General features: G+C 60.6%; 11 protein-coding genes. 9 read left to right on the forward strand and 2 right to left on the reverse strand.

The features are described 5' to 3' along the window. The first annotated feature begins 246 nt into the window (after window positions 1-246). The 6 genes from OUZ52_RS20905 to OUZ52_RS20930 all read left to right on the forward strand — a co-directional run bounded on the left by OUZ52_RS20905 (window position 247) and on the right by OUZ52_RS20930 (window position 6,930). Window positions 247-771, forward strand: coding sequence for a dihydrofolate reductase family protein (locus OUZ52_RS20905; RefSeq protein ID WP_266160503.1), 525 nt, complete (start codon window positions 247-249; stop codon window positions 769-771). Window positions 772-1,202: 431 nt separating this feature from the next. Next, on the forward strand, window positions 1,203-3,962 hold the full coding sequence (locus OUZ52_RS20910; protein ID WP_266160504.1) for a TonB-dependent receptor: 2,760 nt from the start codon (window positions 1,203-1,205) through the stop codon (window positions 3,960-3,962). A 249-nt stretch (window positions 3,963-4,211) separates the two neighbouring features. Then, window positions 4,212-5,213 (forward strand): hypothetical protein, encoded by a 1,002-nt coding sequence (locus tag OUZ52_RS20915; protein WP_266160505.1) that lies wholly within the window; start codon window positions 4,212-4,214, stop codon window positions 5,211-5,213. Between the two features lie 87 nt (window positions 5,214-5,300). Then, window positions 5,301-5,729 (forward strand): GFA family protein, encoded by a 429-nt coding sequence (locus OUZ52_RS20920; RefSeq protein ID WP_266160506.1) that lies wholly within the window; start codon window positions 5,301-5,303, stop codon window positions 5,727-5,729. A gap of 198 nt (window positions 5,730-5,927) precedes the next feature. Beyond that, the gene (locus tag OUZ52_RS20925) at window positions 5,928-6,257 is read left to right on the forward strand and encodes a hypothetical protein (RefSeq protein WP_266160507.1); all 330 of its coding nucleotides are present in this window, start codon (window positions 5,928-5,930) and stop codon (window positions 6,255-6,257) included. A gap of 73 nt (window positions 6,258-6,330) precedes the next feature. Continuing rightward, window positions 6,331-6,930, forward strand: coding sequence for a GNAT family N-acetyltransferase (locus tag OUZ52_RS20930; protein WP_266160508.1), 600 nt, complete (start codon window positions 6,331-6,333; stop codon window positions 6,928-6,930). Window positions 6,931-6,981: 51 nt separating this feature from the next. Here OUZ52_RS20930 and OUZ52_RS20935 read toward each other — a convergent pair whose 3' ends face one another. After that, window positions 6,982-8,364 carry an MFS transporter gene (locus OUZ52_RS20935; protein WP_266160509.1) on the reverse strand — a complete coding sequence of 461 codons (1,383 nt, stop codon included), beginning with the start codon at window positions 8,362-8,364 and terminating at the stop codon, window positions 6,982-6,984. 165 nt (window positions 8,365-8,529) lie between these two features. Between OUZ52_RS20935 and OUZ52_RS20940 the strand changes: the two genes are divergently transcribed. Further along, window positions 8,530-8,982: a cupin domain-containing protein gene (locus OUZ52_RS20940; RefSeq protein ID WP_266160510.1), complete on the forward strand. Its 453-nt coding sequence runs from the start codon at window positions 8,530-8,532 to the stop codon at window positions 8,980-8,982. A gap of 84 nt (window positions 8,983-9,066) precedes the next feature. Here the strand turns inward: OUZ52_RS20940 and OUZ52_RS20945 are convergent, their stop codons facing one another. Then, window positions 9,067-9,450, reverse strand: coding sequence for a VOC family protein (locus OUZ52_RS20945; RefSeq protein ID WP_266160511.1), 384 nt, complete (start codon window positions 9,448-9,450; stop codon window positions 9,067-9,069). A gap of 263 nt (window positions 9,451-9,713) precedes the next feature. On the opposite strand from OUZ52_RS20945, the gene OUZ52_RS20950 reads away from it, so the two are divergent. Continuing rightward, window positions 9,714-10,298, forward strand: a complete 585-nt coding sequence (locus OUZ52_RS20950) for a YdeI/OmpD-associated family protein (RefSeq protein WP_266160512.1) — start codon at window positions 9,714-9,716, stop codon at window positions 10,296-10,298. A gap of 208 nt (window positions 10,299-10,506) precedes the next feature. After that, window positions 10,507-11,077, forward strand: a 571-nt coding sequence (locus OUZ52_RS20955; protein ID WP_266160513.1) for a cytochrome b, incomplete at its 3' end; no start/stop codon positions are given.

Here is an 11,077-nt window from a genome sequence, read left to right on the forward strand (position 1 = left end):
GCATGGACGTCGGGCAGTCTGGATAGCATCGTTACACCGTTGCTGCTGGCCACCCCTTAAGTTCATCCTGCCATGGCCGCTCTGCGCCGCGGGCTTGACTCGTTGGCTTGAGATCAGGCGCTTTGGGTCCATGGAGTATCTGGGCGGCTATTTGCGTGATGGCGTCGTCAGTGCCGCTGCCGGTGTATAACTCGCGATGCATGCTCGCCGGGTCCATCGCTTATTGGTTGGGCAGAGGAATCCACCATGACCTGCTCTGTTTTTGTTGGTATCAGCGTCGATGGTTTTATGGCCCGACCGAACGGCGAGCTTGATTGGTTGCCCGACGGTGGCGGCGAGCCTCACGGCTACGACGAATTCATCGCCAGCGTCGATGCCATCGTCATCGGCCGCAAGACGTTCGAAACGGTGTTGGGCTTTGACGCCTGGCCTTATGGTGATAAGCGCGTGGTGATTCTAAGCAGCCGTCCGATCGATTTGTCGGTGGTCCACGGGGGCAGGGTAGAGCAGATGGCGGGTTCGCCCGCGCAGATTGTTTCGCAGCTTGAGGCAGGCGGCTCCCATCATCTTTACATCGACGGTGGCGACACCATTCAACGGTTTCTGCGCGAAGGGCTGATCCGGCGCCTGATTATCACCCGGGTGCCCGTGCTAATCGGCGCAGGCATCGCCCTGTTTGGCAGCTTGCCGCATGATGTCCGGCTTCGCCATGTCACGACCCGGCACTTCGCCAGTGGCCTGGTGCAAAGCGAGTACCTCATCGACGCTTAGTTGGGGGTATTTCGCGCGCCGATGGTGCGCGGGTTGTGCTCGCCGTGACCGGTGCTCGCTCGGCGCCAAGTCGTCCGCACAGCGCATGCATAGATATCGTTGTCAGCCGGTGCTTGGCAAGAAACGCCTGGGGCCTCTGGTGACATCTGCTGCCGATGGCGATAAGGCGCGGGCCAAGCCGTGACTTGCTGCATCTGCACACGAAGCCTTGTTCGGCAGGCCTGTTCAACCCCGCTAACACCCGGTTGCCACACCTTCACGCCGCCATCACGCGAGGGGCACTGAACTGTGCGGCGGTCAATGCTGACAACGTTGTCATCGACCATGCACGATTGCTGAAAAGCAAGGGCGGGGGGCCCAGTCACCATCCAGCGGCACCGGCAAGAAGCCGGGCTGCTGTCCGTTCCATTCGTCCGGGAGGGGATGAGTTCATGTCACAACGCAAAACCTTATTGGCCGCGAGTATTGTCGTTGGCCTGTGCCTGTCTGTCGCTGTGCAAGCGCAAGACCAAAGTCAATCCAATGGCGACGCCACTACGCCTCGCCCTGCCGCCGGTAAAACCCAAGCTAACAAAGACCAGGCCAAGCAGCTGGAAGGCGTGACCGTCACTGGTATCCGCGCCAGCCTGGCCAAGTCGATCGACACCAAGCGCAATGCCAGCGCGGTGGTCGAGGCGATTACCGCCGAAGATATCGGCAAATTTCCCAGCACCAACGTGGCTGAAGCCATTTCGCAGATCCCGGGCGTCACCATCGATCGCCGCTTTGGCCAGGGCGAGCGCGTCAGCATCGACGGCACCGACCCCAGCCTCAATCTGACCTTCCTCGATGGCCACCCGGTCGCGCAGACGCCATGGCTGCTCGGCGAGCAACCGAATCGCGGTTTTGACTACACCCAGCTGGCGCCGGAAATTCTTGGCCGTCTGGAAGTCTATAAATCGCCGGAGGCGCGCCTGCCGGAAGGCAGTATCGGCGGCACCGTGATCATGCATACGCGCCAGCCGTTCGACCTGGCGCCGAATACGATCAGCGGTTCGGTAGGCACGGTGTACAACGATCAGGCGGGCCGCGGTCGGCCCAATGCCTCGGTGCTGTATAGCTGGCATAACCCCGAGAGCACCTTTGGCGTCACCACCTCGGTGGCCCATTACGAAGAACAGGTCGATCGCCAAGGCATCGAGATCTTCGGCTACTCGCCGGTATCCGACCTGATCACCAACCCGCATGTCGCGGCGCAAGTGGCCAACGGCCAGATCAAGTCCAGCGACCAGATGGCGCAGGAGGTCAATGGCGCTTATTTCCAGCAGCATCGCCAACGCGACAGCGTGACGCTGGGCATGCAGTGGAAGCCGATCGACCGTTTGCAGTTCGATCTTAATGGCCTGTACGTGCGTGAGAATTTCCAGAACTCGAACCAATCGCTGTACGCCATCACCAGCGATCATATTCAAGGCATCACCGGGCTTACCTCCAATGGCAGCGGCCAGATCACCGGCGGGCACTCCTGCGGCATCAACAACCCTGGTTGCCCGGATCACGCCATCACCATACTCGACGAGAACGTGCGCAAGTCGGTGGTTACCACCAAGGGCCTCGACCTCAAGGGCGAATACAAGGGCGATAGCTGGGCGTTGAGCGGCCAGGGTGGTTTCAGCAATTCGGGCAACCCGAACGCTTCGGCCGCGCTGTATTCACCGCGCTATTACGGCGGCTATACCTGGGACGTCAACAAAGGGCTGCACTTTGACGACCCGGCGGCGGCGCGCAATCCGGCCAACTGGAACCTGGACAACAACAGCTACTACACCCGCACCCCCGCGCATACGCGTGATGTCTATGGCCAGCTCGATTTCAGCAAAGACTTCGACAGCGTCTTCAATCAGTTGCTGACCGGCGTGCGTTACACCAAACATACCGAGAGCTCATCGTGGCTGCGCTACTACGTGCCGACCTCGGCCAATGGCACCACGGCGGCCAGCGTGGGCGGCGTCGGCTATACCAACGATATCTTCGATGCGTTCTCGGGCATGTCGCCGGACTATCGCAACCACATCCAGGCCGACCCCGATGTGGCGCGCAACTGGGTGATCGGGCAGACCCTGGGCAATGGGGTGGCGCCGGATCCGTCGACTTATCTCAACAACACCTGGAACCTCACGCAGAAGGCCGAGGCGGCTTATGCGCAGCTCAACTTTGCCAACGATAACTGGCATGGCAATGTCGGCCTGCGTTATGTGCATACCAAGATCAACAGCCTTGGTTACGAGGCCGGTGCCGACGCCAGCTTGCCGCCCCCGCCGGGTTCGGCGCAGCTCAGTTCGCGCACGTTCAATGACTTCCTGCCGTCGATCAATGTGGTTTACGACACCAATAACTCCGTGGTCTTTCGAGCCTCGGCGGCCAAGGTGATTGCCTGGGCGCCGTATAACCAGCTCGTCAACAACACCTCGCTGGTCGACGACCAGCTCACCGGCAGCGGTGGCAACAACAAGCTCGATCCGTACAAGTCGTATAACTTCAATGCTTCGGTGGAGTGGTATTTCAACGAGCAATCGATGCTGGCGCTGTCGCTGTTTTACAAGCACATCCAGAACTACATCGAAACCGATGCGTTGATCGAACGGCAGTTCAATTCGCTGTTCGGCTCCGATACCTATACCGCACTGGCGGCGCGCCCGCCGACCCCGGGACGCCAGGGCAATTGCGATAGTCATGGTTTCTGCGACTACAGCGTGTTGCGCCCGGCCAATGGCGGCGCGGCCAGCGTCAAAGGCTTTACAGTCAGCTACCAGCAGCCGTTCGGCGACAGCGGTTTCGGCGTCGCCGCCAACTACACCTACTCGCACGGCAAGAGTCAGTCGGGGCAAGACCTGCCTTACAACTCGACCAGTGCGGCCAATGTCAGCCCGTACTTCGAGAAAGGCGCGTTTACCGCCCGCATCAACTACGGCTGGCGTGGCCGCTATCTCGCCGGTGGCTATGTGGCCGGCGCACCGCCGGCCAGCGTGGATAGCTACACCAATGTCAGCGCCAGCCTGGGTTGGCAGTTCAACGAAAACTTCTCGCTGTCGCTGGATGGCATGAACCTGCTCAACGAGAAGTACTACCAGTTCGATCGCGAATCCAATCGCGCCTGGAACAACTACAGCACCGGTCGCCGCTACCTGGCCAGCGTGCATTTCAAGTTCTGATGCCTGAGGTGTAGGCGCGCCGCTGGGGCCTGTGCGATAGCGCAGGCTCCAGTTTTTTGGACGGCCATCGGCCATGGGCTGGGCCGCGGTTCATCACCGCAAACGATGACCGGTTTGCGGCATACGCCGGCGCGCATCGCATACGCATGTTCTATCGCCTTTGCAGCAGGCCTCATGGCACTCTCGCACCAAGCTCAGACCGTCGATGCTAGGCGGCGGGGCTTTTCACTGCTGGGGTGGCTGGAGATGATGGCAACGACGGTCGCCAAGGTCTGGGCACGGTGGATGTCGGTCTTGTTGTTGCTGACGCCTGTGGCGATGGCCTCGACTGCCCCCTCGGTGACCGAGGCCTTCAACCGATTCTGGCAGTCGGCACGCGGTAAACCCTATGTCGAACAAGTGCGGCTTTGGGATGAGCTGATCGAGCGCCCGCGGGCGGAGTTATATGCCTCGGTGGTGTGGGATAGCGCCAACCATCCCGACTGGCGGGCGCAGAAAGCGCGCTGGCTGGGTGCGCGGTTTGCCGCCTATGCCGATCTTGCCGCGGCTATACCGGCGCAGGCGGATGCTTTGCGCGCCGCGCTGGACCAGCAACAGCCCAGGTTTCGCCAATGGTTTCCGGATGCCAGTGCGCATCCCCCGATAGTGTTTGTGCTGGCGCCCAATTTCGATGCCAAGAGTGGCGTGCTTGCCGATGGCACGCCGGTGCTGGCGTTCGCCGTGGATAGTTTGCTGATGGAAAAAGCCCGGCTGGATATCGTGGTGCCGCATGAGTTATTTCATCTTTACCACGCGCAGCACGCCGGTATTCGCAACGATGGCGTGATGCCCGCGGCGGACCTGACCCTGCCGCTGTTCGAAGAGGGCCTGGCGACCTATGTCAGCGGTCAGTTGTCAGCGGGGCACACCGACGCCGAGCTGTTGTTGCAGGACGACCTTGGCGATATTTCCACCGATCGTCTGGCCGAGATGGCCGGCCGCTTTCTGGCGGATGCCTGTTTCAAGGCGATCGACCCCGCGCATCCCGAGGCTTATCGACGCTGGTTCAGTACGGCGGCTCAGCGGTACCAAAAGGATTTACCCAACCGCAGCGGTTACTGGCTGGGCTTGCAGGTGATTCGCCAGCTCCGGCGCGATTACTCCCTGGCGACGATCGCCTCATGGTCACCCCAGGCTGCGCAAGGACACAGCTTTGAAGCCTTGCAGTTGCTTAGTCAGCACGCTGAGAGCTGCCGTCATAGCCAGCCATAAGTCTTCGTCGTTAGCGCCTTCGGCATTGTTCTATCGGCGCAGCTTTGCGACGATTCGCGCTCGATACCTGCCAAGCCGGAGCCGACGGTGACCAGCCTTGCACAGACCCAGCGTCGCCAGCTCATCGGTCAATGCTTTTGTGGCGCCGTGCAGTATGCGGTGGCGGACGAGTTTCTCTACGCCGCGAATTGTCATTGCTCGGACTGCCGGCGGACGACCGGCTCGGCATTCAAGCCATTTGCCGGCATCGAGCGCAGCAAGCTATCCCTGCTGGCGGGTGATAGCGGCCTGCTGGTGTTTGGTGACGGCGATGGCGGCGACGTGCACTGTAAAGTTTGCGGCTCGCTGCTTTATTCGGTGGTCCGCGACGGCGCCTTCGTGCACGTCGCCATGGGCAGCCTGGTCGACACCCCATCCATTCGCCCTAGCGAGCATATTTTCGTCGGCTCGAAGGCGCCCTGGTTCACCATCAGCGATGATTTGCCGCAGTATGAGGGGCATGCTGTGGCCGAGTAGTGTGTGGTCATGGCGTCGTCCCATCTAGCGTTTGCGACGAGACGCCAAGCCATGTTCTCTCCCATACTTCGCTATACCTCGCCGCTTTGTTCGAGGTGCTCATAAGTGAAAGTGGGTGAATTCGACCAGGCGAGTACATGAATGGGCTTGCAGTCGATCTCCCGGTGGTATGCACAAACCCTCAGTCGGAGTGGCTATATGGGCGAAGACGAAGTCTCGCCAGACCAGGAGGCTTTTGGCACGGGCTTGCGGCTCGTAATGGGTATTGTGATGGCCGTGACATTTACCGTGGTCATCATGCAGCCTTTTATCAGAATGCCGGAGGGGATCCGACTAGTCGCCGTATTGCTGATCTTTGCTTGCAGCTCGTCCTGGGTGGTAGTCGGCTACCTTCGTCGGCCGGGAGGTGTCGAGAAAAGAGGCAAGTTGCTTACTGCGTTAGCCGTGGTCACTTTTCTACTGCTGATATTTTTAGCGACACTGGCTGCAGCATTAGTATCTGTTGCACTCTTTTCCTTCCTGCCTTGAACCCGTTGAGTAGGTGGACGCCTTAGATTTCGGCGGTTTAGCGAAAGACTTCCATATACCCACAGGAGCATACGTGTCGGCTATCGGTGCGATAAAGATCCAGCCCTTGCTACTTGCAGGGCGCAGTGTGCGGCTTGAGCCTTTAAGCGTCGAGCATGTTGCCGGCTTGGCGAAGGTAGGCCTCGAGCCCGAACTTTGGCGGCTGCAACCTGCGGTTATCGGCAGTGTCGACGATATGTACGCCTACGTGAGCGCTGCGCTGGAAGATCAACGGCGCGGCGTCTCCCTACCATTCGCCATCCTGGATCAGGCGAGCGGAAAGATCATCGGCAGTACGCGTTATATGGATATCGCCCTGCCGCACCGACGGCTTGAGATCGGCGCGACCTGGGTTACCTCGGCGTATCAGCGCACTGCGGCCAACACCGAGGCCAAGCTGCTTTTGCTCACCCATGCTTTTGAAACGTTGGGTGTTATCCGCGTGGTGTTCAAGACCGAAGTGCTTAACGAGGCGTCGCGCAGGGCGCTGGCGCGGCTGGGTGCGGTGGAAGAGGGCACGTTTCGCAAACATCTCATCACCCTCGCTGGCCGTGCGCGTGACATGGTTTATTTCTCCATCCTCGATACCGAATGGCCGGCGGTTAAAGCCCGGCTGGAGAGTCGGCTTGGTTGAGCGTGGCCGTGTGGTTGGTGCCGTTTCGTGGTGCTGCAAATCAATCGATTCTCATCGAGCGGCATCGCGCTGAACAAGTTCGGCCAGGCCGGTTTTCTGCAGCATGGCGAACCACCAAGTCGCGGATGCCATCAGCGCTACCGCGGCGGCAACCCATAGCGCCGCGTGCATGCCACGCTCAAAGGGCTGAAACATGGCTAGCAGTGCGCCGAAAATGGCCACGCCCAAGGCCGCGCCCGATTGCCGGGCGGTGTTGAGTACGGCGGCGGCCACGCCAGTGTGAGTTTTCTGTACGGTGCCCATCGCTGGTGCGGTGGCGGCGGGCGAGATAAAGCCGGAGGCGAATCCCGTCGCAAGCATGGGGATGACGGCGAGCCAGTAAGACGATGCGCTGGAGGATGACAGCATGCCCAGCGCGCCAACGACATAACTGCCAAATGCCATGCCCATGGATACCCGTGAGCCGAGCATTTTCACCAAGCGGTTGGAGAGCAGGCTTCCCGCCGCCACCATCGTGGTCATCGGCAAAAAGGCCAGCCCGGTCTGTAGCGGCGAGTAGCCGCGTGCCTGTTGGTAATAAAGGCTGAGCACGAACAACAGGCCATAAAAGACAAAGGCCGAGGCCATGGATGCCACGGTCGATGCGGCGAAAACCGGATGCCTGAACAAGGCCAGCGGCAGCATCGGTGCTGCGCGGTGGTTTTCGATCCACAAGAAAGCACTGCCTGCGATCATGCAGATGGCGCCAGCGGCCAGAATCCATGGTGACCGCCAACCCAGCGTAGGGCCTTCGATCAGTGCCGCGATCAAGCTGCCGAGCGCAAGCATCGCCGTGGTTTGGCCGGCAAGGTCGAGTGGCCTGGCTTGCGTTTCGCGTGGCTCGCGGCGTATGCGGCCCGTCAGCCAGATGCCGATACATCCGACCGGCAGGTTGGCAAAAAAGATGCTGCGCCATCCGAGGGCGTGAATCAGCGCGCCGCCGAGCAGTGGCCCAGCCGCCATGGCGATGCCGCCTGCACCGACCCAGAGGCCGATAGCGCCGGCGCGTTCGCCGGGGTCAGTGTAGGCATGATTGATCAGCTTCAACGAACATGGCACCAACAGCGCAGCACCGATGCCTTGCAAGGCGCGGGCACCTACCAGGGTGATCAGGTTCGGCGCGATGCCGCAAAGCATCGAGGCCAACGTGAATATCGACAGGCCCGCAAGATAGACGTTTCGCGCACCCCAGCGGTCACCTAGCATGCCGCCGCTCAACAGCAGGCTGGCAAAGCTCAGGGTGTAGGCGCTGACCACCCATTGCAGGCCGGCCATGCCGGTCGATAAGGCCGTCGCCACGCGTTCAAGGGCGACGTTGACGATGGATGCGTCCAGCAGCACGACCACATAGCTGATGCTGGTGGCGGCAAGCACGCGGCGTTGTTGCGTTTTCATCGGCGGCACCGGCGGCGGCTTTCGGTAGCTTGGGGCTTTTACTGTATGGCTAGCGGGCGACGAGACGTTTCGCCGCACATCGAAGCATTCGGTATGGCTTGCGCGTGGATGGTTCAGGCGACGCGCTAACATGCGCCATCGTTTATTCGCCTTAGCGGACCGATCATGACGTTTCGTCAGTCTTTTCTCGCCCTGCTGTGCTTGCCGCTGATGGCTTATGCACAAGAGCCGCAGGTGTATCACCCGGCGTCGCTGCCGACCACGACGGTGGCCCCAGGGGTATCGCTGAAAGAGCTGACCGGGCTAAGCGCCGCTGGCAGTGCGCATAGCGAGCGGGTCAGCGTGGCCTTGTTTCATCTGGAACCGGGCCGTGCCAGCGCATGGAGTCACAACAAGAACGGTGAGGAGTCGTTCTTCGTGCTGAAAGGGAATGGCAGCGTGTGGACCGGCCATCGCTGGCAGCCGGTCAAGCCGGGTTCGTATGTGGTGATTCCCGCCAGCCATGTGCGCTCGATCCGGGCCAACCACGATGAGTCGCTGGATTTCTACGCCATTACCGCGCCGGCGTGGACTCAAGACGATGATGTGCATACCGCGGCGCCGGCAGGCGCCAACTAGGGCCTGTTCACGCTATTCGCGTAGCCCGCGCCGGGATCTGTTTGCGCGCAGGGCCGGCATCGGTGCGCTATCCGCCGCGCCGTACTAACTTGCGCTAGCGGGTTCCGGTGGTTGCCATAGTTCGATGCGGGTTCCCTCGGGGTCGACGATCCAGCCAAAGCCGCCGAATTCGCTTTGTTCCGCGGGCTCTTCGACGGTTATCCCGGCGGCGCGTAATGAGGCAAGCAAGGTTGGGAGGTCGTCGACGCGCAGGTTGAGCATGTAACTCTGTGGGCCGGAGCCGAAGTATTTGGTGTCGGCTGCAAACGGCACCCATAAGCTGTAGCCGGCGCGCGACTCATCTTCCTTGAAACGTACGCAGCCGCTGTCATCCGCGGTGAGGCCGAGATGTTTGGCATACCATTCGGCAAGTGCCGCCGGGTTCTGTGACTTGAAGAAGATGCCGCCGAATCCAATAACCTTGGCCATCGTGTGATCTCCGCTTGATGTGTTGTCGCTATGCGTTTGTGCCGCTTGTGGTGCAGGGCAGGTTTGCCGCCTTCGTCATGTGCCGGTTCGTATGCGATAAGGTTTGAGCTGGCGCCGGTCGCCTGGCTCGCGTTGGCACGATCAAGCCTGGGCCAGGGCAAGCTTATACGTCAGCTTGTTGGCCGGTTCCAGCATAGATAATCTGCGACTCCAGCGGCAGCTGTCGACGGGCGGCCAATACACGGATACGCATAGGACTTTCGATGACGGCTGCCAACCAGAGCGACCCGATACTGTCTTGCGAATCAAAACAGGCCTGGGCCGCCTGGCTTGCCAAGCACCATCAGGCGCCCGAAGGCATCTGGCTGCGCCTGGCCAAGAAAGCCGCCGACACACCCTCGGTGACCTATGCCGAAGCCATCGACGTGGCACTGTGCTACGGCTGGATCGATGGTCAGAAAAAGCCGGACAACGAGCACTTCTGGTTGCAGCGTTTTACTTGCCGGTCGGCCAAAAGCCTGTGGTCGAAGATCAACCGCGACAAGGCGACGAAGCTGATCGCCAACGGCCAGATGAAGGCCGCCGGCCTGAAAGAGATCAAACGGGCCAAAAGCGACGGGCGTTGGGAGGCGGCGTATGACTCCGCCAGCAGCGCCACGGTGCCGGTCGATTTCCAGGCAGCGCTGGATGGCAATGCGAAAGCCAAGGCATTTTTTGCCACGCTGAACAGCGCCAACCGATACGCCATGCTGTTCAGGATTCACACGGCCAAGAAAGCGGCGACCCGTGAAAGCCGTATCCAGACCTTCGTACAGATGCTGGAACAACACCAGAAGATCCACCCGTAGTACGTGGGTTGAGCTGAACGAGGTGAGGCCCACCAAGAATGGGGTATGGCGCGTTGTTGGGGTTCGCATGCGCTGTCCCCAACCTACGGTTCACCCCGACCCACGCGCGGGCAAGGCTGCTTTGCCAGGGTCGGGAATAAATTCCCGGGCTGATCGATCTTATCTGTCGTAGGCATCGCTTGGATGCCGTAACCGGTAGGTGCTTGCCATGTCCACGTCTATACCTGCGTCTTACACGATACCGGCCGCGGCGCCGACGGCTTACACCCGGGTGGCGGTGCTCATGCATTGGCTGATTGCGCTGCTGATCTTTCTCAATGTCAGCGTCGGCATTTATATGGGGACCTTTCCGAAGAAGGACCCAGGCCATGATGCGGTGCTGTTTTATCACGCATCCATCGGCAGCCTGATTTTTATGCTGGCGGTGTTTCGCCTGTGCTGGCGAGCGACGCATAAGCCGCCGGCCTTGCCCGCGACGATCGCATCGTGGCAGCGGACCGCGGCGCATATTCTGCATTGGGTGCTGTACACGTTGATGCTGCTGGTGCCGCTGACCGGCTATATGCACCGCATGGCCGGAGGGCATCCGGTCAGCTTTTTCGGCATCGGCTATCTGCCGGTGCTTATCGGCAAGAACGAACCGCTGCGCCTGCTGACCGATACCCTGCATGTGTGCCTGGTCTGGGTGCTTTGCATTCTGGTCGTCGGTCACATCGGTGCCGCGCTAAAACACCGCTTTATCGATCGCGATGGTGTTATCCAACGCATGTTGCGGGTAT

It is taken from the genome of Dyella silvatica (assembly GCF_026283955.1).
Classification (GTDB): domain Bacteria; phylum Pseudomonadota; class Gammaproteobacteria; order Xanthomonadales; family Rhodanobacteraceae; genus Dyella_C; species Dyella_C silvatica.

Coding starts and splice junctions, on each gene's coding strand:
- OUZ52_RS20905 (WP_266160503.1), top strand. CDS start 247: ATGACCTGCTCTGTTTTTGTTGGTATCAGCGTCGATGGTTTTATGGCC.
- OUZ52_RS20910 (WP_266160504.1), top strand. CDS start 1,203: ATGTCACAACGCAAAACCTTATTGGCCGCGAGTATTGTCGTTGGCCTG.
- OUZ52_RS20915 (WP_266160505.1), top strand. CDS start 4,212: ATGGCAACGACGGTCGCCAAGGTCTGGGCACGGTGGATGTCGGTCTTG.
- OUZ52_RS20925 (WP_266160507.1), top strand. CDS start 5,928: ATGGGCGAAGACGAAGTCTCGCCAGACCAGGAGGCTTTTGGCACGGGC.
- OUZ52_RS20935 (WP_266160509.1), bottom strand. CDS start 8,364: ATGAAAACGCAACAACGCCGCGTGCTTGCCGCCACCAGCATCAGCTAT.
- OUZ52_RS20940 (WP_266160510.1), top strand. CDS start 8,530: ATGACGTTTCGTCAGTCTTTTCTCGCCCTGCTGTGCTTGCCGCTGATG.
- OUZ52_RS20945 (WP_266160511.1), bottom strand. CDS start 9,450: ATGGCCAAGGTTATTGGATTCGGCGGCATCTTCTTCAAGTCACAGAAC.
- OUZ52_RS20950 (WP_266160512.1), top strand. CDS start 9,714: ATGACGGCTGCCAACCAGAGCGACCCGATACTGTCTTGCGAATCAAAA.